Raw genomic sequence first — 22,160 nt, 5'->3', positions numbered from 1 at the left:
ATTGGCTCCTGATAGCGCGCCGGCGACGATGGCCGTTGATCAGGGACAAACATATCCGGTTGGGTCCGGGACGCAGCGCGCGCCCGTGGGCAGTATCAATGCGCCGCGTGGATCCCGCCGGACATAATCGCCGTTGGGCAGCTGGAAACCGCCGCTTTGGTCGGGTGTCACGCGCGTGCCGTCAGGCAGGACGAAGTCGCTGCCCGACCTTATGATGCGCTTCTCGGGCGTGCTGTCCGGCACGATAACCTGACGCACTGGCGTCGGGCTGCATGCTGTGAGTGCGGTGACGCAGAGTAGCGTCGCAAATGGCGTCCTGATCATGAGGCATTGTTGCCGGAGGACGGAACCGAGCGCAAGGCGGATGCTCCCGCATTGCTGCCGACGAAGTCCGAGGTTGTTGTGATTGTCCAGCTCCACTCCCCACTCCCCTTCAATCATGGGTTGAGGCAGGCAATGTTCGGCGCGCGGCCCCGGCCCTGGAAGAGCCTGGCGCAGAGCGTCGAGCTGGCAGGGGCATCGGGATCAACGAGGAAGTCAGGCGGTGGCGCGAAGAAGGCACGGGTTTGCCGTCTTCGCGCCCGAACCTGCTCGTTATTCCACGGCGACGATCTTGCCGCCCTCCCATTTGAACATCGAGAACGCCGGCGAGCTGAGATCGCCATTCTTGTCGTAGGCCAGCTTGCCGATGGCGGTGGTGATGGGCCCTCCGGACTTCAGCGCTGTCGCGACTGCGGCGGCATTGGTGGCCTTGCCGGCTTTCTCGATGCCGGCCTTCAGCACTTCGACCGCGGCATAGGCATTGAGCGTGAAGGCTTCCGGCGGGATACCCTTGTCCTTGAGAACTTTGACCGCTTCCGCGGAGTCGGGGTTCTTCAGCGCATCTGTCGCGTTGGTGAAGAGTGCGCCTGCCGCCGTCTCATTGGCGATCGCCCAGAACTCCGTGTTGGAAAGCCCCTCGCCGCCGATGATGGTGGCCTTGAGCCCGGCGTCGCGAAGCTGCCGGGCGAGGAGACCACCTTCCGGATGGTAGCCGCCGAAATAGATCAGGTCGATATTGGCGGCCTTGAGACGCGTGGTGATGGCCGAGAGATCCTTTTCGGCCGGTGTCAGCGACAGGTAGAGCGCCTCGTTCAGGCCGCCGGCGTTGATCCCCTTCTTGAAGGCATCCGCGAGGCCTTTGCCGTAGGTGCCCTTGTCGTGGATGACCGCAATCCGCTTGTCCCTGAGATTCTTCAGGACATAGTTGGCGGCGACCTCGGCCTGCTGATCATCGCGGCCGCATGTCCGCAGAACATTGGTCAGCCCTCGGGTGGTGAGTGACGGCGCCGTAGCTGTCGGCGTGACCATCAGCACGCCGTTCTCGGCAAAGACATCGGACGCGGGAATCGCGACGCCCGACGTCACCGGGCCGACAACGAAGCGCACCTTGTCCCCGACCAGCAGATTGGCGGCCGAAACGCCCTGCTTGGGATCACCGGCATCATCGGCAAGCTTGAGCACCAGCTTCTCGCCGAGCACGCCGCCCTTCTTGTTGATGGCGTCGATCGCCGCCTCTGCGCCGTTTCGCACCTGGTCGCCATAGGCAGCGACCGGACCCGTCAGTGGTGCGATGAGGCCGATGACGATATCGGCCCGTGCGGCCGGCGCCGAGGCGAGCAGCGTGGCAGCAAACGCCGCACTGACGAAGAACTTGAACTTGCTCATCACAATCCTCTCCTCAACTGGCTCGCAGTTCCTGTCCTGGATGCGAGCCTTCGTGGTGAAGCGGTCGAATACCCTGCCACTGCGCGGGGAGGCCGGGCAGGGGCGAAACGTGCATAGAGATCGCTCGCGGGTTTTATAGGGCAGCAGGCCTGCCCGCGGCACTGCGCCCGCCAGGTGGGGTGGGTGTCAAAATTGCCGGGTCGGCCGGGCGAGCGGCTGCCCTCCGTCCGTGGGCATGTCCTGCGGCGCAGAGTCCATGCCTAATGCGGAGCTGCATGCTGCCGCCCCACGCAAAACTGCGTGGATGTCATCGCTGCGAAGCTCGGGCCCTAGTTCTGCCGCGTCGCTGCGAACCATGCCGCAGCCCGCAGCATCGCGGCCTCCTCGCCAAAACCCGACACGGCCGCGACGGCCTCCTCGCAGAGCCGGTCGCGCTCGCGCTTGGCGCCGGCGAGACCGAGCGCGCTGATCAGGGTCGCCTTGCCCTTGTCCTGGTCCTTGGCCGTGGCCTTGCCCATCTGCTCCTGGCTCGCCTCGACGTCGAGGACGTCGTCGGCCACCTGGAAGGTGGCGCCGACTGCCCGGCCGTATTGCCCAAGCGCGGCAAGGGCGGCCTCATCGGCGCCGCCGAGGCGCGCACCGATCTCGACGCTGGCCGCCAGCAGCGCCCCCGTCTTCATCGCCTGCAGTCGACGAATTTCGTTCTCGGCCAACGCGTTCGAGCCCGGGTCGAAGCGTCCCTCCGCCGCGAGATCGAACATCTGGCCGCCGACCATGCCGCCGAGCCCGGACGCCCGGGCGAGGCAAAGCACCAGCGCCGCGCGGACCGCACCCGACTCGTGGGTGGCTGGGTCGGCAAGGACCTCGAAGGCGAGCGTCTGCAGCGCATCCCCGGCCAGGATCGCGGTTGCCTCGTCGAAGGCCCTGTGGACCGTCGGTCGTCCGCGGCGCAGATCGTCATCATCCATCGAAGGCAGGTCGTCATGGACGAGCGAATAGCAATGCAGCAGCTCGACGGCTGCGCCGGCTCGCAAGGCCTGCGCTTCGCTGGCCCCGAAGAGCAGTGCCGTCTCGACCGTCAGGAAGGGCCGCAGGCGCTTGCCACCGCCGAGCGCGCCATGGCGCATGGCCGCGAGCAGCCGTTCGGGGCGCGCGATCTCGCCCGCTCCCGGAACAGCCTGGAGCAGACCGTCGAGGAGGGCCTCGATCGCATCGGCCGTCTGTGAAAGACGGGCCGGAAGGGCGTCATCTGCGGCGGAACTCATGCGCTGATCTCGCGTTCGCAACGGTGGCGGGGGCTTGCCGGATGGGGGCGGGATCGTCAAGTTGCGGGGGCATGGCGGTCATGGCGGGTCACGAGCAAACGCGGCGGCGAGGAATTGTCGGCCGCGCATTGGGGTGGTGTTTTCGCATCCTCATCGGGCTCGCCGTTGTCCTGGCGCTCGGGCTGCTGATCTTTCGGTTCATGCCCGCTCCCTCGACGCTGATGCTCGCGCGCTGGCTGAGCTTTCAGCCGGTGGAACGGCAATGGGTGCCGCTCACGCAGATTTCGCCTTCGCTGATCCGCGCCGTCATCGCCGCCGAGGACCAGCGCTTCTGCAGCCATTCTGGCGTCGACTGGATCGAGCTCAACGCCGTGCTCGATGATGAGGATGGCCCGAGCCGCGGCGCTTCGACGCTGACCATGCAGACGGCTAAGAACGTCTTTCTCTGGCCGGGGCGCTCCTATCTGCGCAAGGCGCTCGAGATTCCGCTCGCGCTCGTGATCGACTTCGCTTGGCCGAAACAGCGGATCATCGAGGTCTATCTCAACGTCGCCGAGTGGGGCGATGGCGTTTTCGGCGCGGAAGCCGCCGCCCAACGCCATTTCCGCAAGCCTGCCGCCCGCCTGAACACTGGCGAGGCTGCACGGCTCGCCGGTGCGCTGCCGAATCCGATCCTGCGCAATCCCGCCAAGCCGAGCCGCGGCCTGCAATCGGCGAGCGGGCGAATCCAGCGCCGTATGGCGCAGCTCGGATCGCTTGGGGATTGCGCCGTGCCTTCCGGCATGAAAGATGTCGATTAGGCCTAGTCATCCCCTCTGCGAGCGTGTATGGCCATCGCCTCACGAGATTGATCCGTCGTCGTGGCGGTGGCGTGGCTCTGCGGCCTGCGCTTCCGGACGGCGGCACGATGGAGAGTACAATGGCCGTTCCGAAGAGAAAGACTTCGCCGTCGAAGCGCGGCATGCGCCGCTCCGCCGACGCGCTGAAGCAGCCCACCTATATCGAAGACAAGAACTCCGGCGAACTGCGCCGTCCGCACCATGTCGATCTGAAGAGCGGCATGTATCGCGGTCGCCAGGTGCTGAAGGCCAAGACCGAGGCCTGAGCCCCGGTTGTAGGCTTGCGAGTCTAGGAGCCGGCCGCGAGGCCGGCTTTTTCTTTGGCCAGTTTCCGCCGGCGCCTGCCAGGCCCTCTGCCGAGGAGCGATCTGTGATCGCGTCTCGATGGATGTCTCCGGTGCGGCTTCCGGATGATCCATCGGGACACCGCTGTCATGCGGCTCCTCGGCAGAGGGCCTGGCCTCACGCGACCAGGCGCTGCCGCTTCCTTCCGGCGCGCTGTGCCTGGGCCTCGTAGCGCCGCGCCGCGACCTGCGGCGTCTCGCGCGCCCGGCGCGCGAACGGACCGATTTCGGCGTGACTGGCCGCGATCTGCAGCAGCAGCATCGTCGATGCATCGGGAAGCGCCTGGTGGCTTCTCGCCCCGTATTGCTGATCCCGCATGTGCCACTCCGGAACGCTAGGGTTGCGCTGGAGGGAAAGTTGCAATCCAGGGGCCGGCCTTAACCGGGCGTTAAGCCAGAAACCTGCATCGTTTCGAAACATCTCCCGATCTCGTTCGGCCAGGACGGCACGACGCCAAAGGTGTCCCGCGGCCTGCGCCTCTAAGGCCCTGCACCGATGCCTGCGCCATCGATCCTGAGTACCCGTGACGAAACGATCGTCGACCCGCGCAGCCTGCTCTCCTCGATCGGCGAGGTGGTCTACAGCTGGGACATCGCCAGCGATTCGCTGAACTGGGGTCCGAACGCCGCCGAGGTTCTGGGACCGATTCCGGTAGCTGCGATGAGCCGCGGTCTCGCTTTCGCCGGGCTGGTGGAGCCGGGTAGCGGCCGCAGTCGCTACGACGCGATCTTCTCGACCGGCGGACAGGACCATGGCGAAGGTGCGATCTACCGCACCCGCTACGCAGCCGATCTCGGCGGCCGCAAGATGTGGATCGAGGATGCCGGCCGCTGGTTCGTCGGCATCGACGGTCAGCCTGCCATGGCGCGCGGCGTGCTGCGCATCGAGCGCTCTGTGCGGCCCGACGAGCTTACCGCGCAGAGTCGCGACGTCTGTGACCGCGGAGCGCTGGTCGAGCGCCTCGAAACATCGCTGCAGGAGCATCTCGCGGCGGAGCGACCGGTAGTCGTGCTGATCGCGGCGATCGACGAACTCGCGCGTCTCAACGATGATTTCGGCCATGAGGCCACCGATGAGATCATCGGCGTGGTCCAGGAAAGGCTGAGCTCGGTGATGCGCCGACGCGACCATCTGCTGCGCTATTCCAGCAATCGCTTCGCCATCCTGCTCGCAGGCTGTCCGCAGAACCAGATCGAGCCGGCGGCGCGGCGCTTCATCAAGGCCGTCGCACAGTCCGCGATCGAGACCGGGCGCGGCATTGCGCTGGTGCGTCTGCGCGTCGGGGCGGCCGTCGCGCCGGATCTCTCGCGCCATGCCGGTACGCTGGTCTCGGCCGCTGAGAACGCCCTTGCCGGCGCCAAGGCGGGCGCGGTCGATACCGTCGTCATCGCACGTCAGCGCGAGTTGCGTGAGCCGGCGCCGGACCACAGCGGATTCGATATCCAGGCCCTCGCGGCACTGAACGAACGCCGCGTCCGGCTGGCGCTGCAATCCGTCGTGGAGGCCAGAACGCGCGAGGTTGCCTTCCACGAAGCGCTGCTGCGGGTCGGCCATGGATCGGAAGGGCTGTTCTTCTCGGCGGCAGAGCTGATTCCGCTGCTCGAGCGGCGCGGGCTCGTCCGGCTCTTCGATCACCGCGTGCTTGAGCTCGCCGTCGAAATGCTCGCGGCCGATCCGAACATGACGCTCTCGATCAACGTCTCGCCGCGCTCGCTCGGCGATCCGGAATGGCTCGACGCCTTCCTGGCCTGCACCCGCTCATCCCGCGGCCTCGCCGGGCGGCTGATCGTCGAGATCACGGAGACTGCGACGATCGAGGATCCGCGCCGCCTGGCCCGCCTGCTCGGCAAGATCAAGGATCAGGGCGCACGCATCGCGATCGACGATTTCGGCGCCGGCCACACCTCGCTGCGGCATCTGCGCGCCTTCCCGATCGACATCCTGAAGCTGGACGGCGCCTTCACGCAGAACCTGCGACGTTCGACCGATGACCGCTTCTATGTCCGCACGCTGATCGACCTCGCCCGCCATCTCATGGTCGACACTGTCGCCGAATGGGTCGATGACGAGTTGCAGGCGACCATGCTCACCGATTGGGGCGTGACCTATCTGCAGGGGCATCTCGTCGGCAAGGCCGAACTCTGGCAGCCTGCGGTGCCCTCAGAGCTGCATCGGGCGGTGGGCTGAGCCGAGGCAGGGAGCGGTCTCGGGCAAGCGATCGGCCCGAGACACTCTTGATCAGGACGGGCCCGGGGCAAGCCCGGGCCTGGGGCATTGCCCGCTCACTTCGTCTTGGCGAGCTTGTCCAGCCGGTCGCGCATCTCGGAGAGTTCCCGCTTCAGGTCGCCGAGTTCGTCGCCCTTGCCGGCGGCTGGCGCTGCATCGCCCTTCGGCTGGCCGGAGGCTGCTGCGGCAGCAAAGGGGTTGAACAGCCGGAAGGCTTCCGTGAACATCGCCATATTGGCGCGGGTCTGGGCCTGGATCGCGTCCAGCCCGGTGCCGCCGAAGGCGCCGCCGGTAAAGGCCTTGCCCATCATGTCGCGGAACTGGTTCTGGTCCTTCGTGAGATTCTCCATGGAGAACTCGAGATAGCGCGGCACCAATGCCTGCATGCTGTCGCCGTAGAAGCGGATCAACTGGCGCAGGAAGGTGATCGGCAGCAGATTCTGCCCGTCCTTGCTTTCTTCGTCGAAGATGATCTGGGCCAGCACGGAGCGCGTGATGTCCTCGCCGGACTTGGCGTCGTAGACCACGAAATCCTCTCCGCCGCGGACCAGGCCCGCCAGATCCTCGAGGGTGACGTAGGAGCTCGTGCCCGTGTGATACAACCTGCGATTGGCGTATTTCTTGATGACTGTCGGTTCTTTTTCGCTGGCCATCATACCCTGCATCGCGTTGATCCGGGCCTGACATTTCAGGTCCAGCGGAACGATCCTCCCGGCAACGATAACCTGTCAGCCGCATGCTGCAAGTTTTTTGAACGTTTTTGAATCAATCTTACCAAGCGGAACGGCGGGAGGGGCGAGCCCGTGCTGCGATGCAGCACGGTCACCGGCGCCCGATCCGCGCTCTCCCTCTCTTGGCCGGCTTGACGCGGCCGCGACAGCCTTCGAAGGTGAGAGCCGAACCTGGTGGCCGGTCCCTGGCGAGCCATCACGACAACAGCGAGGAACTCTCCATGGCCGATACTGACATCGTAATCGTCGGCGCAGCGCGCACGGCGGTCGGCGCCTTCAACGGCGCTTTCGCCAACACGGCGGCACACGATCTCGGCGCTGCCGCGATCAAGGAGGCGCTCGCCCGCGCCAAGGTCGAGGGCGGTGAGGTCAATGAAGTCATCATGGGCCAGATCCTGACCGCCGGTCAGGGCCAGAATCCGGCCCGACAGGCCGCGATGAAGGCCGGCATCCCGCAGGAAGCGACCTCCTGGGGCCTCAACCAGCTCTGCGGCTCGGGCCTGCGCGCGGTCGCCATCGGCCTGCAGCAGATCGTCAATGGCGACGCCGACATCATCGTTGCCGGCGGCCAGGAATCGATGTCGATGTCGCAGCATGCCGCGCATCTGCGTAACGGCACCAAGATGGGCGACACCAAATTCATCGACACGATGATTAAGGACGGGCTCTGGGACGCCTTCCACGGCTACCATATGGGCACCACTGCCGAGAACGTCGCGACCAAATGGCAGATCAGCCGCGAGGAACAGGACAGGTTCGCCGTTGGCTCGCAGAACAAGGCCGAGGCTGCGCAGAAAGCCGGCCGGCTCAAGGACGAGATCGCTCCCTTCACCGTCTCGACCCGCAAGGGCGATATCGTCGTCGATCAGGACGAATATCCCCGTCACGGGGCGACGCTGGAGGCCATGGCCAAGCTGAAGCCAGCCTTCTCGAAGGACGGAACGGTGACTGCCGGCAACGCGTCTGGCCTCAATGACGGCGCTGCCGCTCTCGTCCTGATGACCGCTAAGGAAGCAGCCAGGCGCGGTCTTACCCCGCTCGCCCGCATCGCCTCCTGGGCCACTGCCGGCGTCGACCCGGCCATCATGGGCACGGGCCCGATCCCGGCGACGCGCAAGGCACTGGAGAAAGCCGGCTGGAAGATCGGCGATCTCGACCTCGTCGAGGCCAATGAGGCCTTCGCGGCGCAGGCGCTCGCGGTCAACAAGGACCTCGGCTGGAACCCCGATATCGTCAACGTCAATGGCGGCGCGATCGCGATCGGCCATCCGATCGGCGCCTCCGGCGCGCGCGTCCTGGTCACGCTCCTGCATGAAATGGCCAAGCGCGACGCCAAGAAGGGGCTCGCCACGCTCTGTATCGGCGGCGGGATGGGTGTCGCCATGGCGGTGGAACGCTGAGCCTTCACCATGGCGAAGCAGACGACGCTCTATCGCTATCTCACGGGGCCCGATGACGCAGCCTTCTGTCATCGGGTCTCGGAGGCCTTGAGCAGAGGCTGGGAGCTCTATGGCCCCCCGACCCTGACCTATGACGCCAAGGAACAGCGCGTTATCTGCGGCCAGGCCATCATCAAGGACGTGGACGGGCCCTATTCGCCCGACCTGAAGCTCGCGGAACAATAGCTCAAAAGACCAAAACGAAGAGGGGACAACCAGATGACGAAGGTCGCGTTGGTCACGGGGGGGACGCGGGGTATCGGCGGAGCGATCAGCCGGACCCTGCAGGCGGCAGGCTACAAGGTGGCGGCCAACTATGCCGGCAATGACGAGGCGGCGGCCAAGTTCAAGGCGGAAACCGGCATCCCGGTCTATAAGTGGGATGTCGGCGATTACGATGCCTGCACTGCCGGCATCGCCAGCGTCGAGGCGGAGAACGGGCCGGTCGACATTCTGGTCAACAATGCCGGCATCACCCGCGACGGTTTCTTCCACAAGATGACCAAGGACCAGTGGTCCGCCGTCATCCGCACCAATCTCGATTCGCTCTTCAATATGACGCGGCCGGTGATCGAGGGCATGCGCGGGCGCAGCTTTGGCCGCATCATCGTGATCTCGTCGATCAACGGCCAGAAGGGCCAGATGGGCCAGGTGAACTACTCCGCGGCCAAGGCGGGCGATATCGGCTTCGTCAAGGCGCTTGCCCAGGAGAACGCCAACAAGGGCATCACCGTCAATGCGATCACGCCCGGCTATATCGGCACCGACATGGTCGCTGCCATGCCGGAGGAGGCGCTGAAGCGCGTTGTTGCCGGTATTCCCGTCGGCCGGCTCGGCAAGCCCGAGGAGATCGCCCAGATGGTCGCTTTCCTCGCTTCCGATCACGGTGCCTTCACCACCGGCGCGACGTTCGCGGTCAATGGCGGGCAGTATATGGCGTGAGCGTGTTCGGGCTGTCGGCGCGAGCCGCGCCGACAGCCCTCAAGTCGAGGCGCCCGCGGCAAACGCGGCTTCGGCCTGGCGATGAGGGCAGGCGGGATGCGCCTTTACGCTGAGGCTTCCTGCCAGCGCCGGTACAGCCCGGCGATGTCGTTGGAGCAGAACAGATCCATGCCGTCCCTGATCTGCTCCAGCGGCCAATCCCACCAGGCCATCTCCAGCAGCATGGCGATGTCGGCTTCGGTGAAGCGCGTGCGGATCGGCCTGGCCGGGTTGCCGCCGACGATCGAGTAGGGCTCGACATCCCTGGTGACGAGGGCGCGGCTGCCGATCACGGCGCCATGGCCGATCCGGATGCCCGGCATGATCATCGCCTCCGCACCGATCCAGACATCGCTGCCGACCACGGTGTCGCCGGCCGGCCGGAAGGCGTCGCGCGCGCTGGCGAATGCAGGTTCTTCCGACATGTAGAAGAAGGGGAAGCTGGAGACCCAGTCGTTCCGATGCCCCTGGTTACCGGCCATCATGAAGCAGGCGCCGGTCCCGATCGAGCAGAAGCTGCCGATGATGAGCTTGTCGACATCGGCGAGGTCGGGCCGCAGATAGCGGGCACAGTCGTCGAAGGAATGCCCGTGATAGTAGCCGGAATAGTAGCTGTACCGACCGACGATGATGTTGGGGTTGGTCACCTGTTCCGACAGAAGCCTGCCCTTGAACGGGCTTTCAAAGGCGTTCGCCATCCCGGCGTGCTCCCGTCGTTCAGCGCAAATCCAGAGAGATTGAAGCGGGTAGATTACCCGGAGCGATCGAAGGGAAATCCGGGAACCGCTCCGGGGCTTTACCGATCGGTGCCCGCGTCTCTTCTTCAGTGCCTAGCGCCAGCGACCGAAGGCATCGTCAAGCGTCTGGCTGCCCGAGACACCCTTCTCGAAGGTGATGATGCCGCGTCGTCCGGACGCGAAACGCAGCGGGATGTCGATCCAGCTGCGCGTCTGCATCAGCTCGATATTGCGGTCGATTTCCACCGGCACATTCGAGAGCGCGGCCACGAAGAGATTGTCGCCGAGCGCGGAGGCGATGGCGGAGAGCGGTGCGCCCCGTTCGTTCTCGTCGGTCTTGAGCTGCGGCACGCCGACCTCGCGGATCGCGTCGGTCGTGGCATCACCTGTCCGCGTGAAGCGCAGGCCAATGATATGCGAGGCCGGGAAGGCGCTGTCGGTATTGCGGCGGATGGTGAAGTCGAGGCTCAGGCCGGCATCCGGTACCTCGACACTCGCACGCACGATGGTCTCGACCGGGCGACCCTGCCCGGCGCTCTCGCTGTCGAGCCGCCAGACGACCCGGCCATTGACGGCTTTCGGCTGCTGCGGGGTTTCCGGCACCTCGGTGTAGAGAATGGCGCGCTGGGCGACGGCGATCTCGCTGCCTTGCGAGGCTGTCGCGCCACCAGGCCGTGCGGCCGGTCCTGCGCCTGTCGCTCCGGCATCGCCGACCCGGTCGTTCAGCTTGCCGGCGCTGTCCGGCTGCGACTGCTGGACCTGCGCCTCGGTCCGAGGGCGCTGCGCTGCCGTGTCGGAGGGATTGACCTTGTTGACATAGAAGGCAGTCGCCGCGATCGCGACGACCGCAAGCGCGACGCCTCCGCCGACGATGGCGGTGCGGATATGACCGGGATCGACGCGGCGTTCGCGCGGAGGAGCGACGCGCGGGCGGACCGGCTGCGTGTCGACCGGCTCCTGGCTGTCGACCGGGCGGCTTTCGAACGGGTCGATGACGGGGCTCGCCCCGACCTCCTCATGGGCCATATCGGCCGGCAGAGCAGGCTCAGGCTCTGGTTCCGGCGCGGGGCGGATCGTCGTCGTGGCGGGGCGCTGGGTCTCAGCCTCGTCGTAATCGGCCTCGACACGCGACATCGCCTCGTCGAGCGCCAGGCGCTCGCGCATGATCTCGGCCTCGCCGACCGGTGGGTCGAGACTCCGCAGCTGGGCGACCAGAGCTGTCCGGGCGCGGTCATAGACCGCGCGGCGCGCTTCCGGGGACTTGTCGGGCAGCCCGGCGATCGCGCGCGCCAGGATGGGATAGAAATCGGCCATTGGCCTCAATTGTCCGTGTTGGGCTCGCCCGTCAACCCTCGAAAGGATTGTGGACGAGGATGGTGTCGTCGCGCTCGGGGCTGGTCGAGAGCACGGCGACAGTGGCGCCGATCAGCTCCTCGATGCGGCGGACATATTTGATCGCCTGGGCTGGCAGGTCCGCCCATGAACGGGCATTGGCGGTCGAGCCTTCCCAGCCTTCGATCGTCTCATAGATCGGCTCGACGCGGGCCTGATCGCTCTGGCCGGCAGGCAGATGCTCGAGCACGGCGCCGTCGAGGCGATAGCCGATGCAGACCTTGATCTCCTTGAAGCCGTCGAGGATGTCGAGCTTGGTCAGCGCGATGCCGTCGATGCCGGAGGTCTTCACGGTCTGGCGCACCAGGCAGGCGTCGAACCAGCCGCAGCGGCGCTTGCGCCCGGTGACGACGCCGAATTCCTTGCCCTTCTGGCCGATCAGTTCGCCGGTCTCGTCAAAGAGCTCGGTCGGGAAGGGGCCTTCGCCGACGCGGGTCGTGTAGGCCTTGGCGATGCCGAGCACATAGCCGACCGCGGAGGGGCCCAAGCCGGAGCCGGTCGCGGCCTGGCCGGCGACGATGTTGGAGGAGGTCACGAACGGGTAGGTGCCGTGGTCGACATCGAGCAGCGCGCCCTGTGCGCCTTCGAACAGGATGCGCTTGCCGGCGCGGCGCTCGGAATCGAGCAGCGCCCAGACCGTGTCGGCATAGGGCAGGACCTGCGGCGCGACCTTGGTCAGCTGCTCGAGCAGCTCGGAGGCATCGACCTCGCCGATGCCGAGCCCGCGACGCAGCGCGTTGTGATGGGCGAGCAGGCGCTCGATCTTGGCCTTCAGGATCGCGGGGTCCTTGAGGTCGATGACGCGAATCGCACGCCGGCCGACCTTGTCCTCATAGGCGGGGCCGATGCCACGCTTGGTCGTGCCGATCTTCAGCCCGGCATTGCTGGTCTCGCGGAAATGGTCGAGCTCGCGGTGCAGCGGCAGGATCAGGGTCGCGTTGTCGGCGACGCGCAGGTTCTCGGGCGAGATCGCGACGCCCTGGGCGCGCAGCCGCTCGATCTCCTCGACGAGATGCCAGGGATCGACCACGACGCCATTGCCGATGACCGAAAGCTTGCCGGGGCGCACGATGCCGGACGGCAGTAGCGAGAGCTTGTAGACGACGCCGTCGATGACGAGCGTATGGCCGGCATTGTGACCGCCCTGGAAGCGCACCACGACATCGGCCTGGCTCGACAGCCAGTCGACGATCTTGCCCTTGCCTTCGTCACCCCATTGGGCGCCGACCACCACCACATTCGCCATCGGACTGGTATCCCTGCCTCGTTGCCGCAAGCGCCGCGCACATGAAAAACCCCGACGCAAGGCCGGGGTTTCGGGGCAAGTCCTTGCAAGCCCTCATGGGCCAACATTGCGGCAAGGTCAAGATTGACCGCGTGCCGGAGAGGCGGGTGTCCGCACGGAGTTGCGCGCATCGGGCCTGATCCTGCGACCATCTGACACTCGCGCGCGGATCACCTGCCATCGAGCCGCACGAGTTCGATCAGCCTGGCGCAATCGGCCGCAATCCGCCGTTCCGCCAAATTGGTGATGCCCAGCAACAGGCCGCGGCGCTCGGGCGGCTCCGCATACCAGGGCGAGAGCGGCACCGGCGCGATCCCGAAGGGCAGGGCGCGCAAGGCGATGTCGAAATCGTCAGTGCCGGGCGGCAACTCCATCCGTACGGACAGGCCGCCGGTGGCATGGATGGCGAAAGCCCCTTCTGCGGTCTCCTGCAACTGCTGGAGCAGCAACTCGCGCCGTGCGCTGTAGAGCCGCTTCATGCGGCGCAGGTGGCGCAGATAATGGCCCTCGGCCAGGAAGCTGGCCACGGCATGCTGAAGCGCGGCGGACGGAGCCGGCGCGAGACAGGCGGCAATCGTGCCGAAGGCCTCCGCGACGGCGGCCGGAACCACCAGGAAGCCGAGCCGCAACGCCGGGCTGATCGTCTTGCTGAAGCTGCCCGCATGCAGGACGCAGCCATCCTGATCGAGCGAGGCGAGCGCTGGCGCTGCGCGTCCCTTGAGCTGCAACTCGCTGAGATAATCGTCCTCGACGATCCAGGCCCCCGCTTGCCGGGCCCAGTCGAGCAGAGCCAGCCGGCGTGCCAGCGACAGCGTCACCCCGAGCGGAGCCTGCTGCCCCGGGGTGACGACGGCCAGCGCCGCCTTCGGAGCGCGCCGTATGCCCTCGGTGACCGACAAGCCCTCGCCATCGACCGGCACCGGAATGGTCGTCATTCCTGCAAGCTGGAGGGCGCTGCGCGTCAGGGGAAAGCCGGGTTCTTCGAACCAGGCTGAGCGACCCTCGAGGCGTAAGGTACGGATGATGAGACCGAGCGAACCCGCAAAGCCGTTGGTTACCAGGACCTGGGTCGGCGTGCAGCGAATGCCGCGCGCGATGGCGAGATAGGCGGCGATCTCGCGACGCAGGTCCGGATGCCCGCGTGGATCGGGATAACCGACCGGCGCGACCGCGGCCTTCCGGGCAGCGCGCACCATCACCCGCGACCAGAGGGTGATGGGGAAGGCATCCTGCGCCGGAACGCCCATCTGGAAGGCGAGCGGTGCGTTCTCAAAATCGGGGAACAGCTCAGGAAAGGGCGGCCTGTCTTTGGGTTGCTCGGCTGCCGCCAGCACCGGCATCCTGTCCGCGACGTGCGTTCCGGCGGCGCCCTGCGACAGGATCCACTGCTCGTCGCTCAGCCTCTCATAGGCGGCCCTGACCGTTCCGCGGGCGATGCCAAGCTGCGCGGCAAGATCGCGCCAGGACGGCAGGCGCGCCCCGCCGGCGAGCTGGCCCTCCCGGATCGCATCGCGAATGGCGGCGTGAATCTGCAAGGCGAGCGGCGCCTTGGCGCTGCGGTCGATCTGGATGCGGAGCGGAGCGGTCATCACATCATGGTATAGCCGTTTCTGTCGATCTTGGTGCTTTCTCATGCATCATCCGGCGCGCATTCTCCTGCCATCGAAATGAACGGAGAACGGAGATGAGCTTTCGAGCCTCTGCAGCCGGCGCGGCCCTGCTTGCCGCGCTCGCCCTTCCCGCCATCGCCTCGGCTCATTCGCCCAGGCCGGGCGGAGAGACGGTCAAGCCGATATTCCGGCAGGCGATTCCCAACATTCCCGGCAAGAGCCTGGTCAGCGTCGAGGTGACCTACAAGCCCGGCGCGGCCTCGACCCCGCACCATCATGCCGGTTCGGCCTTCATCTACGCCCATGTGCTCTCGGGTGCGATCCGCAGCCAGGTCGATGACCAGCCGGCCCGGGTCTACCGGACCGGCGAGACCTGGTTCGAGGTGCCGGGCGCGCACCACACAATCAGCGAGAATGCCAGCAAGACCGAGCCGGCGCGCCTGCTCGCCGTCTTCATCGTCGACAGCACCGAAGAGGTGCTGACCACTCCCGATCACCAGTGAGGAGCGACCCCATGACCCAGCGTCTCGATTACACCAGCGTTTCGCCTGCCGGCATGAAGGCTCTTGGCGGAGTCTATGCTCATGTCGGCCAGTCCGGCCTCGCCAAATCCCTGGTCGACCTGGTCTATCTCAGGATCTCGCAGATCAATGGCTGCGCCTATTGCATCGACATGCATTCGCGCGATTTGCTCAAGGGCGGCCTTGCCGTCGAGAAGCTGGTGCTGGTGCCGGCCTGGCGCGAGGCGCCGAGCCTGTTCTCCGAGCAGGAGCGGGCCGCCCTGGCCTGGGCCGAAACCGTGACGCGTGTCGCCGACACCACCGTGCCCGATGCGGAGTTTGCGGCCGCCTCTGCCCAGTTCAGCGAGAAGGAACTGGCCGATCTGACGATCGCGATCGGCCTGATGAACGCCTATAATCGGATGGCGATCAGTTTCCGCGCCGTCCCTGCGGCGGTGCGGCGCTGAACCCTCGAGCATCGGCCCGAAAAGTGGATGGCGGTTTTCGGGAAAGCCGATGCGAACAGGGAAAAGTTAGATCATCGGGCCGGATACGAGATCCGCGCCGATCATCCAGTCAGTTCTGCGCCAGCGGGCGCGGCATGTCCGCCGGCTGGATTGGCCTGGACTCGAACGTGACCTCGCGGTCCCCCGGCCATTTCAGGCGGTAGGCGAGCTTGATCTCCTTCTCCGCGCCGGGGGCGAGATCGAAGGTCCAGGCCGAGACGCCGCGCTTGTCGCCGACCTGTTTCTCGGTGGGCGGCGTAGTCTGCGGCAGGGTCTCGACCGTGATCGAACTGTTCTCCGAGAAGGGCACGCGTTCCATGACGGTGACCTTGACCGGTTGAGCGTGGAGGCTCTTCACCACAGTCCTGAATTCGCGCAGATCCGTGCGCGTCTGGCCAAGCCAGGTCGGCTCGTTCTCCCGGCGGCGCACCGGGGCGCGGCTGACCTTGAGCTTGTCATCTGCGCCGAAGCCGAGCTCGACCTTGTCGCCGGGCGCGACCAGCCCGAGCCGGCCGCGGCCGATATAGGCGCCGTCACGGTGCAGCAGGACCTCGCCTGGAAGCAGCGGTGCCTCGTCCTCGTGGAGGAAGACGGCTTCGAGATAGGCTTTCTCCTCAAGCTCCGGCGTGGCGCGGGCCAGGAGCGTCGGGCTGACCTGGCCCTGGCTCAGCACCACGGCCTTGGACGTCGCGCCCTGGGGGACTGTGACGCGGCCAGGCACGATGAAGCTCGCCTGATAGGTACTGGTCTCGACCTGGGCCGTCTGGACTTCTGCCGGGCGCGCTGAATCCGCCATCTTGCGCGACTTCGCGGCCTCGAATTCGGCTTCGGCCCTCGCCTTGGCCGCCGCCATCGGGGCCGGCGCGGCACTGACGCGTGTGCGGCTCTCATAGAGAACCGCCGCATCGAGGAAGGCGACCTGCACCGGGGCGAGCTCGGGTGCGCGCGTGCCGCCCGCCGAGCGCGTGGTCGAGAGGGTCAGCGCGACGTCGGTCCAGTCCTCGCCGGTGCGCTGGCGCAGCTCCGCGCGGCGAATGAAGGTGATCTCGGGCTTGGCGGCGGCGCTGCCGGTCGCCAGCCTGGCCTCATAGCTCGGCAGCCAGTTCGCGCTGGTGACGCGGTAGCTGACGGTGAACTCGGCTGCGAGCGGGGCCTTGGCCTCGACCGCGATCGCGACGTCGCGCTTGGGTGCATTGCCGCGGCCGGCCTGTGGCCTTGTGCGCTCCAGAGCCTCGATTTCAGCCTGCGTATCCGAGACGCGGCTGCGGGCGATGCGCAGCTCGTCATTGACCTTGACCAGCGCGGTGCCGATCGCGTCGAACACGGCCGGCCAGTCGCTGATCGGCAGTGCCTTGCCGTCGGGGCCGAGCTTGTCGGGGCCCGTCTGGCCGAAACGCTCGATGGTCCCGCGTTTGGCTTCGATCGCGCTGACCTGACCTTCTAGCGTCTCCTTCTGCTCGCGCAGGGCCTTGAGCTTGGTCTCGATCACCGCATCGAGGCCCTGCCTGGCATCGCCGGGAACGGGGCGGACATCGACCGCGCCAATCGCGAAGGCGCCGTCACCCTTGCCTTCGACACGGATCGAGGCGGGATCGACCGCCGCCGGCAGGCCACGCAGCACGACCTGCGAGGCCCCCTGCAGCAATTCGGCCTTGCCGAGCCGCGTCACCACCGCGCCGTCGGGATAGACCGTGACCCGGTCGATCCGCGTCGGCAGTTCGATCTCGGCTGCGCTAGCAAGGCTCGGCGCGAAGATCAGGGCGGCGGCAAGTCGGCTCATCATCAGGCATTCCCCCCGAGGCAAATCAGTGCGGCGGATTGGCGCGTCGGAATTCGGCGCGGCCAAGGCGGAATTGGGCCGGAATGCGGATGTGCCCTGGCTTTCAGGCCCTGGCGCGCATGCTCATGTGAGGCTTGACGCGATGTGCGATGAAATTCCGCAATTCGGTCACGCGCCGCTCGCTGTCCAGAACCTCTTCATCGAGGCCGTGAGCCCAGGCGAGATCATGCCGCGTCGGCTCGGCATCGAGCGCGTAGAGATCGGCAAGCCAGCTCTGCGCCGCCGCTTCGTCCTTGCGGAAACCTTCCGCGATCAGGGCTGGCACCATGCGCCCGAGGATCGAGGCGACCTGACCGAGCGGGAATTCGGGATGATATTGCACGCCCCAGAAGGTGCCGCCGTCATGGCGGATCTCGGCTGCATGCACGGCGCTGTAGGCATTCGAGGCGAGGACCGTCGTATCCGCCGGGGGCAGGGCGATGGTGTCGAGATGGATTGCGGGCGCATCGAAGCTGAGCGGGCGACCGACGAGCAGCGGATGCGAGCGCCCGGCCTCGGTCAGGGTGATCTTGCGGGCGACGCCGATCTCGCGGCCCCTGGGGTTGGCGACGACGGTGCCGCCGGCGGCGACCGCGCCCATCTGGATGCCCCAGCAGGAGCCGAAACTGGGCGTGCCGCTGGCATAGATCGCCCGCATCAGCTCGATCTGGCGCGTGACCGACGGTTCGAGGTTGTAGATGTGCAGGGCTGAACCGGTGAGGAAGATGCCGTCATAGGACGAGAGCCCCGCACCGTCCGGCAGGTTCGCGCCGGCATCGGCGGGCAGGCAGATATCGGTGATGCTCTCGGGCGCGATCGAGCGCACGACATCGGCATAGGCTTCGCCCGGTTGGCTGCCATAGCCGGCAGCATGGCTCTCGCGCTGCTCCCGTGTGTTGCCATCGACGACGAGCAGGCGCAGCGGTCTCGAAACATGCAGCATGGTGGCAAACGCCTCTTGGGAGGGATGCGTCGGGCGACGGGCAGCCTTGCGCCTCATCTCATAGGATGCGACGGGGACACAAGGCTATTGAAGCGCATTCCGCCCCCGCACAGGCCGCAACCTTGTCCCCAGCCACCTCCCTGCCGCAGCGTGTCTGGGGCAACGCCTACCTGCTCCTGATCCTCACCACCTTGATGTGGGGCGGCAATGCCGTGGCGAGCCGGCTTGCCGTGGGGCAGATCTCGCCAATGGCGCTGACCTCGCTGCGCTGGGTATTCGTCTGCGCGATCCTGCCGTTGATGCTGCGGCGCGAGCTGAAGCACTATGCCCCGGTCCTGCTGGCGCATCGCTGGCGGATCATCATGCTCGGTGCCCTTGGCTTCACCGCCTTCAACGCGCTGATGTACCTGGCGGCTTATTCGACGACCGCGATCAATATCGGGATTCTGCAGGGCTCGATCCCGGTCTATGTGCTGATCGGGGCCTTCATCGCCTATCGCACGCCGATCGGCTGGATGCAGGCGATCGGCGTCGCAGTCACCATGCTTGGCGTCGTGGTGACGGCGAGCCGCGGAGACTTCGCGACGCTGGCGAATTTCAGTTTCGTGCCGGGCGATGTTTGGATGATCATCGGCTGCGTCTTCTATGCCGGCTACACGGTCGGGATCCGCTCGCGTCCGGCCGTGCCGGGGCTGGTCTTCTTCACGGCGATGGCGATCGTCGCCGGCATCGTCTCACTGCCGCTGCTCGGGCTCGAAATCTGGAACGGCAGCGTCATCTGGCCGACCCACGAAGGCTGGGCGATCCTGGCCTTTGTCGTGCTCGGGCCGTCGCTGCTCTCCCAGCTCTTCTTCCTGCGCGCGGTCGAGCTGATCGGACCTGGCCGGGCCGGCGTCTTCGTCAACCTGGTGCCGGTCTTCGCACCGATGCTCGCCGTGCTGATCCTGGGCGAGCGACTCGCGCTCTATCACGGGCTGGCGCTGACGCTGGTGCTCGGCGGCATCTGGATCGCCGAACATCGCGCCTCCAGGGCGTGATCCCTTAGATCAACGGATCGGATATCATATATATCCAGTCCGATGATCTAACCTCCTGTATTTGCATCGCTTTCCCGAAAACCGCACTCCACTTTTCGGGCCGATGCTTTAGTTCAGGCTCTCGACCGCGAGCTTCGCCACGGCTGCATGCGCCGCTTCGCGCGCTGTGGCATCGGCCTGCGCGCCGGCAAGATAGACCGCGATCGCGAAACGCCGCCCGTCGGGCAGGGCGACGATCCCGATATCGTTGGTGGCGCTGTTGATGCCGTCGAGCGTGTCGCCGGTGCCGGTCTTATGCGCGAAACTCGCGCCAGCGGGGAGGCCGGCCCTGACCCGCTGGGCGCCGGTCGGTGATTTCAAGAGGATCTCGGTCAGAAGCCGGTCATGCGCCGGCTCGCGCAGCCAGTTGCCCCTGGCGAGGCCTTCGAGAAAGGCGATCGAGGCCTCGGGCGTGGCGGAATCCCGAGCTTCGCCCTTGATATAGCTCTCCAGCGCCGGGCGCCGCTTCTCCCTCGGCATGGCCGCGATCGCGGCCTCGAAGGCTTCGTCGTCGATGACCTCATCCCAGGCGAAGGCCGGCAGGCCGGCGATCTCGGGCTGGAATTCGCGCTCATAGCGATCGACCGAAATTCCGGCGATGCCGCCCTCGTTCAGCATCGTCGTGACGACCTTCGGCCCGCCGGTCCGCTTCATCAGCACGTCGGCGGCGCTGTTGTCGCTTGCCCCGGTCGAGCGGGTCAGAAGATCCGTGACCGTGTAGCCCTGTTCCTCACCCTTGAAGCCCTTCTTCATCGGGCTCCAGTAGGGCGCGAGCTCGGTGCGCTTCACGCGGATCTCCTGGTCGAGCCCGAGCTTGCCGGCCTCGACCGCCTGCAGCACCGCGATCGCGAGCGGCAGCTTGAAGACGCTCTGCATCGGGAAGCGCTCCTGCCCGCGATGCGACCAGCTCTTGCGGTCCTTCAGATCGATCAGCGCGACACCGAGGCGGCCCCTGGCATCCTGTTCGATGGTCTTGATGCCGCTGTCGAGCTTTGCCCTGTCCCAGTCGGCGAGAGCTGGCGTGGCAACGAGGCAGGCGAGGGCGAGAGCGGCGAATCGCGGCATGAAAAATCCCCTGTGGCGGGGCCACAGGGGATCTGGATTGCGGCGCCGTTTGGGCGCGATGCCGGCGGCTTCAGAACTTCAGCCGGCGCGCCCGCTTCACCATCGGGATCTCGTGGATCTTGGCGAGCAGCTCGTCCGAGATCGCCTCGTCGACGGCGACATAGCAGATCGCATCCCCGCCCGGCTTGTCGCGGCCAAGGCTGAAGGTCGCGACATTGACGCCGGCCGCGCCGAGCAGCGAGCCGAACTGACCGATGAAGCCCGGCTTGTCGGCATTGCGGACATAGAGCATGTGCGGCGCGAACTCGGCATCGACCTGGATGTCGCGGATCTCGACGATGCGCGGCTTGCCGTCCTGGAACACCGTGCCGGAGGCATGGCGCGGCATGTCCTCGGCATCGACGACGATGCGGATGACGCTCTCGAGATTGCCGGCGACCTCGCGTGTCATCTCCTCGACGACGATGCCCTTCTCCTTGGCGATCATCGCGGCGTTGACCATGTTGATCTCGGGCAGGAAGGGCCGCAGCACGCCGGTGATCGCGGCGGCCGAGATCGCCTTCAGATTGAGCTGGGCGACCGCGCCCTCATACTCGATGCGGATGCCCTTCACGGCGGCTTCGGTCAGCTGTCCGAGGAACGAGCCGAGCTTTTCGGCCAGCGCGACGAAGGGCTTGATCCGCGGCGCTTCCTCGGCCGAGATCGACGGGAAGTTGACCGCATTGGTGATCGCGCCCTTGAGCAGGTAGTCCGACATCTGCTCGGCGACCTGGAGCGCGACATTCTCCTGCGCCTCATTGGTCGAGGCGCCGAGATGCGGCGTGCAGACGACGTTCTCCAGCCCGAAGAGCGGGTTCGTCTCGGCCGGCTCAGCCGAGAACACGTCGAAGGCGGCGCCCGCGACATGGCCGGACTTGATCAGCTCGGCGAGTGCTGCCTCGTCGACCAGGCCGCCGCGCGCGCAGTTGATGATGCGCACGCCCTTCTTGGTCTTGGCGAGATTCTCGGCCGAGAGGATGTTCTTCGTCTTCTCGGTCATCGGCACGTGCAGGGTGATGAAATCCGCACGCTTCAGCAACTCGTCGAGCTCGACCTTCTCGACGCCGAGCTGCACGGCGCGTTCCGGCGAGAGATAGGGGTCGAAGGCGATGACGCGCATCTTCAGGCCGATGCCGCGCTCGGCGACGATCGAGCCGATATTGCCGCAGCCGATCAGGCCGAGCGTCTTGGCGGTGATCTCGACGCCCATGAAGCGGTTCTTCTCCCACTTGCCGGCCTGGGTCGAGAGGTCGGCGGAGGGGATCTGCCGGGCGAGCGCGAACATCATGGCGATGGCATGCTCGGCAGTGGTGATCGAATTGCCGAAGGGCGTGTTCATCACGATGATGCCGCGCGCGGTCGCCGCCGGGATCTCGACATTGTCGACGCCGATGCCGGCGCGGCCAATGACCTTGAGATTCTTCGCCTGCTCCAGGAGCTTGGCGGTGGCCTTGGTCGCCGAGCGGATGGCGAGGCCGTCATACTCGCCGATGATCGCGGCGAGCTTGTCCTTGTCCTTGCCGAGGCTCGGATCGAAGGTCACGTCGATGCCGCGATCCTTGAAGATCTGCACGGCGGCGGGAGAAAGAGCGTCCGAAATCAGGACTTTGGGAGCGGTCATGGGAATCCCTCGGTTGCCCGCGCGGAGAGCGGGC

Annotated in this window: 21 protein-coding genes; 9 read left to right on the top strand and 12 right to left on the bottom strand. The window is 66.5% G+C overall.

The window, feature by feature from the left end; translation table 11 throughout:
• Positions 1-594 precede the first annotated feature (594 nt).
• Both AC1DW9_RS03655 and AC1DW9_RS03650 read right to left on the bottom strand, forming a co-directional pair.
• Positions 595-1,707 carry a branched-chain amino acid ABC transporter substrate-binding protein gene (locus AC1DW9_RS03655; RefSeq protein WP_441488337.1) on the bottom strand — a complete coding sequence of 371 codons (1,113 nt, stop codon included), beginning with the start codon at positions 1,705-1,707 and terminating at the stop codon, positions 595-597.
• A gap of 329 nt (positions 1,708-2,036) precedes the next feature.
• Entirely contained in the window at positions 2,037-2,972 is a 936-nt protein-coding gene (locus AC1DW9_RS03650) for a polyprenyl synthetase family protein (RefSeq protein ID WP_441504378.1), read from the bottom strand.
• Between the two features lie 80 nt (positions 2,973-3,052).
• On the opposite strand from AC1DW9_RS03650, the gene mtgA reads away from it, so the two are divergent.
• Both mtgA and rpmF read left to right on the top strand, forming a co-directional pair.
• Positions 3,053-3,772 (top strand): monofunctional biosynthetic peptidoglycan transglycosylase, encoded by a 720-nt coding sequence (gene mtgA / locus AC1DW9_RS03645; RefSeq protein ID WP_441487961.1) that lies wholly within the window; start codon positions 3,053-3,055, stop codon positions 3,770-3,772.
• 119 nt (positions 3,773-3,891) lie between these two features.
• On the top strand, positions 3,892-4,077 hold the full coding sequence (gene rpmF / locus AC1DW9_RS03640; RefSeq protein ID WP_043233137.1) for a 50S ribosomal protein L32: 186 nt from the start codon (positions 3,892-3,894) through the stop codon (positions 4,075-4,077).
• Between the two features lie 196 nt (positions 4,078-4,273).
• Here the strand turns inward: rpmF and AC1DW9_RS03635 are convergent, their stop codons facing one another.
• On the bottom strand, positions 4,274-4,474 hold the full coding sequence (locus AC1DW9_RS03635; protein ID WP_162768306.1) for a hypothetical protein: 201 nt from the start codon (positions 4,472-4,474) through the stop codon (positions 4,274-4,276).
• A gap of 177 nt (positions 4,475-4,651) precedes the next feature.
• Here AC1DW9_RS03635 and AC1DW9_RS03630 point away from each other — a divergent pair, with 177 nt between their 5' ends.
• Positions 4,652-6,343: an EAL domain-containing protein gene (locus AC1DW9_RS03630; RefSeq protein WP_476775564.1), complete on the top strand. Its 1,692-nt coding sequence runs from the start codon at positions 4,652-4,654 to the stop codon at positions 6,341-6,343.
• Positions 6,344-6,438: 95 nt separating this feature from the next.
• On the opposite strand, the gene phaR is transcribed toward AC1DW9_RS03630, so the two are convergent.
• A complete protein-coding gene (gene phaR, locus AC1DW9_RS03625; RefSeq protein WP_441504379.1) occupies positions 6,439-7,035 on the bottom strand; it encodes a polyhydroxyalkanoate synthesis repressor PhaR in 597 nt (198 codons plus the stop codon).
• A gap of 299 nt (positions 7,036-7,334) precedes the next feature.
• Between phaR and AC1DW9_RS03620 the strand changes: the two genes are divergently transcribed.
• Genes AC1DW9_RS03620 through phbB form a run of 3 tightly spaced genes read left to right on the top strand, consistent with a single transcriptional unit; the run spans position 7,335 to position 9,494 of the window.
• Positions 7,335-8,513 (top strand): acetyl-CoA C-acetyltransferase, encoded by a 1,179-nt coding sequence (locus AC1DW9_RS03620; RefSeq protein ID WP_441504380.1) that lies wholly within the window; start codon positions 7,335-7,337, stop codon positions 8,511-8,513.
• A gap of 9 nt (positions 8,514-8,522) precedes the next feature.
• Positions 8,523-8,738, top strand: a complete 216-nt coding sequence (locus AC1DW9_RS03615) for a DUF1737 domain-containing protein (protein ID WP_441487966.1) — start codon at positions 8,523-8,525, stop codon at positions 8,736-8,738.
• A gap of 33 nt (positions 8,739-8,771) precedes the next feature.
• Complete coding sequence (gene phbB, locus AC1DW9_RS03610; protein ID WP_441487967.1) at positions 8,772-9,494, top strand: acetoacetyl-CoA reductase; 723 nt, start codon at positions 8,772-8,774, stop codon at positions 9,492-9,494.
• A 104-nt stretch (positions 9,495-9,598) separates the two neighbouring features.
• On the opposite strand, the gene catB is transcribed toward phbB, so the two are convergent.
• The 4 genes from catB to pdxR form a co-directional block, all read right to left on the bottom strand.
• A complete protein-coding gene (gene catB, locus AC1DW9_RS03605) occupies positions 9,599-10,231 on the bottom strand; it encodes a type B chloramphenicol O-acetyltransferase (protein WP_441504381.1) in 633 nt (210 codons plus the stop codon).
• Between the two features lie 132 nt (positions 10,232-10,363).
• Entirely contained in the window at positions 10,364-11,584 is a 1,221-nt protein-coding gene (locus tag AC1DW9_RS03600) for a histidine kinase (RefSeq protein ID WP_441504382.1), read from the bottom strand.
• A gap of 31 nt (positions 11,585-11,615) precedes the next feature.
• Positions 11,616-12,908, bottom strand: coding sequence for an adenylosuccinate synthase (locus tag AC1DW9_RS03595; RefSeq protein ID WP_113517094.1), 1,293 nt, complete (start codon positions 12,906-12,908; stop codon positions 11,616-11,618).
• 209 nt (positions 12,909-13,117) lie between these two features.
• Entirely contained in the window at positions 13,118-14,536 is a 1,419-nt protein-coding gene (gene pdxR, locus AC1DW9_RS03590) for a MocR-like pyridoxine biosynthesis transcription factor PdxR (RefSeq protein ID WP_441504383.1), read from the bottom strand.
• A gap of 95 nt (positions 14,537-14,631) precedes the next feature.
• Between pdxR and AC1DW9_RS03585 the strand changes: the two genes are divergently transcribed.
• Together AC1DW9_RS03585 and AC1DW9_RS03580 are read left to right on the top strand one after the other, a co-directional pair.
• The gene (locus tag AC1DW9_RS03585; protein ID WP_476775565.1) at positions 14,632-15,060 is read left to right on the top strand and encodes a cupin domain-containing protein; all 429 of its coding nucleotides are present in this window, start codon (positions 14,632-14,634) and stop codon (positions 15,058-15,060) included.
• A gap of 11 nt (positions 15,061-15,071) precedes the next feature.
• Positions 15,072-15,524, top strand: a complete 453-nt coding sequence (locus AC1DW9_RS03580) for a carboxymuconolactone decarboxylase family protein (protein ID WP_441487971.1) — start codon at positions 15,072-15,074, stop codon at positions 15,522-15,524.
• Between the two features lie 109 nt (positions 15,525-15,633).
• On the opposite strand, the gene AC1DW9_RS03575 is transcribed toward AC1DW9_RS03580, so the two are convergent.
• Complete coding sequence (locus AC1DW9_RS03575; RefSeq protein WP_441504384.1) at positions 15,634-17,346, bottom strand: mucoidy inhibitor MuiA family protein; 1,713 nt, start codon at positions 17,344-17,346, stop codon at positions 15,634-15,636.
• 100 nt (positions 17,347-17,446) lie between these two features.
• Positions 17,447-18,325 (bottom strand): type 1 glutamine amidotransferase, encoded by an 879-nt coding sequence (locus AC1DW9_RS03570; RefSeq protein WP_476775567.1) that lies wholly within the window; start codon positions 18,323-18,325, stop codon positions 17,447-17,449.
• A gap of 122 nt (positions 18,326-18,447) precedes the next feature.
• On the opposite strand from AC1DW9_RS03570, the gene AC1DW9_RS03565 reads away from it, so the two are divergent.
• Positions 18,448-19,362: a DMT family transporter gene (locus AC1DW9_RS03565; protein ID WP_441504385.1), complete on the top strand. Its 915-nt coding sequence runs from the start codon at positions 18,448-18,450 to the stop codon at positions 19,360-19,362.
• Between the two features lie 108 nt (positions 19,363-19,470).
• Here AC1DW9_RS03565 and bla read toward each other — a convergent pair whose 3' ends face one another.
• Positions 19,471-20,466 carry a class A beta-lactamase gene (bla, locus tag AC1DW9_RS03560; RefSeq protein ID WP_476775568.1) on the bottom strand — a complete coding sequence of 332 codons (996 nt, stop codon included), beginning with the start codon at positions 20,464-20,466 and terminating at the stop codon, positions 19,471-19,473.
• Between the two features lie 70 nt (positions 20,467-20,536).
• Positions 20,537-22,126, bottom strand: a complete 1,590-nt coding sequence (gene serA / locus AC1DW9_RS03555) for a phosphoglycerate dehydrogenase (RefSeq protein WP_441504387.1) — start codon at positions 22,124-22,126, stop codon at positions 20,537-20,539.
• Positions 22,127-22,160 lie beyond the last annotated feature (34 nt).

The organism is Allobosea sp. P4_E12, from assembly GCF_056401655.1.
Note: the sequence above shows the minus strand (reverse complement) of the source record. Positions and strands in the feature narration are given on the sequence as shown.

Excerpts from the sequence above, each read along its gene's own strand:
- AC1DW9_RS03655 (WP_441488337.1), bottom strand. The coding sequence starts at position 1,707 with ATGAGCAAGTTCAAGTTCTTCGTCAGTGCGGCGTTTGCTGCCACGCTG.
- AC1DW9_RS03650 (WP_441504378.1), bottom strand. The coding sequence starts at position 2,972 with ATGAGTTCCGCCGCAGATGACGCCCTTCCGGCCCGTCTTTCACAGACG.
- mtgA (WP_441487961.1), top strand. The coding sequence starts at position 3,053 with ATGGCGGGTCACGAGCAAACGCGGCGGCGAGGAATTGTCGGCCGCGCA.
- rpmF (WP_043233137.1), top strand. The coding sequence starts at position 3,892 with ATGGCCGTTCCGAAGAGAAAGACTTCGCCGTCGAAGCGCGGCATGCGC.
- AC1DW9_RS03635 (WP_162768306.1), bottom strand. The coding sequence starts at position 4,474 with ATGCGGGATCAGCAATACGGGGCGAGAAGCCACCAGGCGCTTCCCGAT.
- AC1DW9_RS03630 (WP_476775564.1), top strand. The coding sequence starts at position 4,652 with ATGCCTGCGCCATCGATCCTGAGTACCCGTGACGAAACGATCGTCGAC.
- phaR (WP_441504379.1), bottom strand. The coding sequence starts at position 7,035 with ATGGCCAGCGAAAAAGAACCGACAGTCATCAAGAAATACGCCAATCGC.
- AC1DW9_RS03620 (WP_441504380.1), top strand. The coding sequence starts at position 7,335 with ATGGCCGATACTGACATCGTAATCGTCGGCGCAGCGCGCACGGCGGTC.
- AC1DW9_RS03615 (WP_441487966.1), top strand. The coding sequence starts at position 8,523 with ATGGCGAAGCAGACGACGCTCTATCGCTATCTCACGGGGCCCGATGAC.
- phbB (WP_441487967.1), top strand. The coding sequence starts at position 8,772 with ATGACGAAGGTCGCGTTGGTCACGGGGGGGACGCGGGGTATCGGCGGA.
- catB (WP_441504381.1), bottom strand. The coding sequence starts at position 10,231 with ATGGCGAACGCCTTTGAAAGCCCGTTCAAGGGCAGGCTTCTGTCGGAA.
- AC1DW9_RS03600 (WP_441504382.1), bottom strand. The coding sequence starts at position 11,584 with ATGGCCGATTTCTATCCCATCCTGGCGCGCGCGATCGCCGGGCTGCCC.
- AC1DW9_RS03595 (WP_113517094.1), bottom strand. The coding sequence starts at position 12,908 with ATGGCGAATGTGGTGGTGGTCGGCGCCCAATGGGGTGACGAAGGCAAG.
- pdxR (WP_441504383.1), bottom strand. The coding sequence starts at position 14,536 with ATGACCGCTCCGCTCCGCATCCAGATCGACCGCAGCGCCAAGGCGCCG.
- AC1DW9_RS03585 (WP_476775565.1), top strand. The coding sequence starts at position 14,632 with ATGAGCTTTCGAGCCTCTGCAGCCGGCGCGGCCCTGCTTGCCGCGCTC.
- AC1DW9_RS03580 (WP_441487971.1), top strand. The coding sequence starts at position 15,072 with ATGACCCAGCGTCTCGATTACACCAGCGTTTCGCCTGCCGGCATGAAG.
- AC1DW9_RS03575 (WP_441504384.1), bottom strand. The coding sequence starts at position 17,346 with ATGATGAGCCGACTTGCCGCCGCCCTGATCTTCGCGCCGAGCCTTGCT.
- AC1DW9_RS03570 (WP_476775567.1), bottom strand. The coding sequence starts at position 18,325 with ATGCTGCATGTTTCGAGACCGCTGCGCCTGCTCGTCGTCGATGGCAAC.
- bla (WP_476775568.1), bottom strand. The coding sequence starts at position 20,466 with ATGCCGCGATTCGCCGCTCTCGCCCTCGCCTGCCTCGTTGCCACGCCA.
- serA (WP_441504387.1), bottom strand. The coding sequence starts at position 22,126 with ATGACCGCTCCCAAAGTCCTGATTTCGGACGCTCTTTCTCCCGCCGCC.